Genomic DNA, 563 nt, shown 5'->3' with positions numbered 1-563 from the left:
TTACCGCCGTGATCGCCTGCGGATCGCCGCCGTGCGCGATCAGGTCGGCGGTGAAGGCCTCGAACACCGAGGCATCCTTGCCGGGGGTTCCGAACAACACCCGGCGCGCCGGACCGGCATCATGAAACAAGCTGATAAATCCCAGCCGGCCGATGTGCTTTTCGTCCACGCCGATGCGCGAAACCTCCGCGAAGGATTCTTCCGATCGAGCCGACGTCACGATCGATTGCAGGACCCGCCACAGGCGGGCATCGCTCACGCCGAGCAGACGGGCCACCTGTGCCACCGGCATCGCCTGCGCCAGAGTCAGCACCAACGCCTCGAACAGCAGCGTGAAGCCACTGCCCGGGCGCGCCCAGGGCACCGCCACCTGTGTGGTCTTGCCGCAGGCTGCGCAGCCCACGCGCGGCAAGGGGGCATGAATGAAAGCGCGGTACTGGAAGAAATGCAGATGCTGCCAGGTGTGATCACGTCGGTCATGAATCGACTGATCGGCTGCACCGCAGACCGGGCAGCTCAGACGAAGCGACTCACAACCGATGTCGAAATGGATCTCACCCGCA

At 64.7% G+C, this 563-nt stretch carries 1 protein-coding gene; it reads right to left on the bottom strand.

Annotation, left to right across the window (positions count from 1 at the left end; genetic code table 11):
- Positions 1-403, bottom strand: a 403-nt coding sequence (locus tag RM530_RS18430; protein ID WP_311366730.1) for a helix-turn-helix domain-containing protein, incomplete at its 3' end; no start/stop codon positions are given.
- Between the last annotated feature and the right edge of the window lie 160 nt (positions 404-563).

This window comes from Banduia mediterranea, from assembly GCF_031846245.1.
In the GTDB taxonomy this organism is placed as follows: domain Bacteria; phylum Pseudomonadota; class Gammaproteobacteria; order Nevskiales; family Nevskiaceae; genus Banduia; species Banduia mediterranea.
Note: the sequence above shows the minus strand (reverse complement) of the source record. Positions and strands in the feature narration are given on the sequence as shown.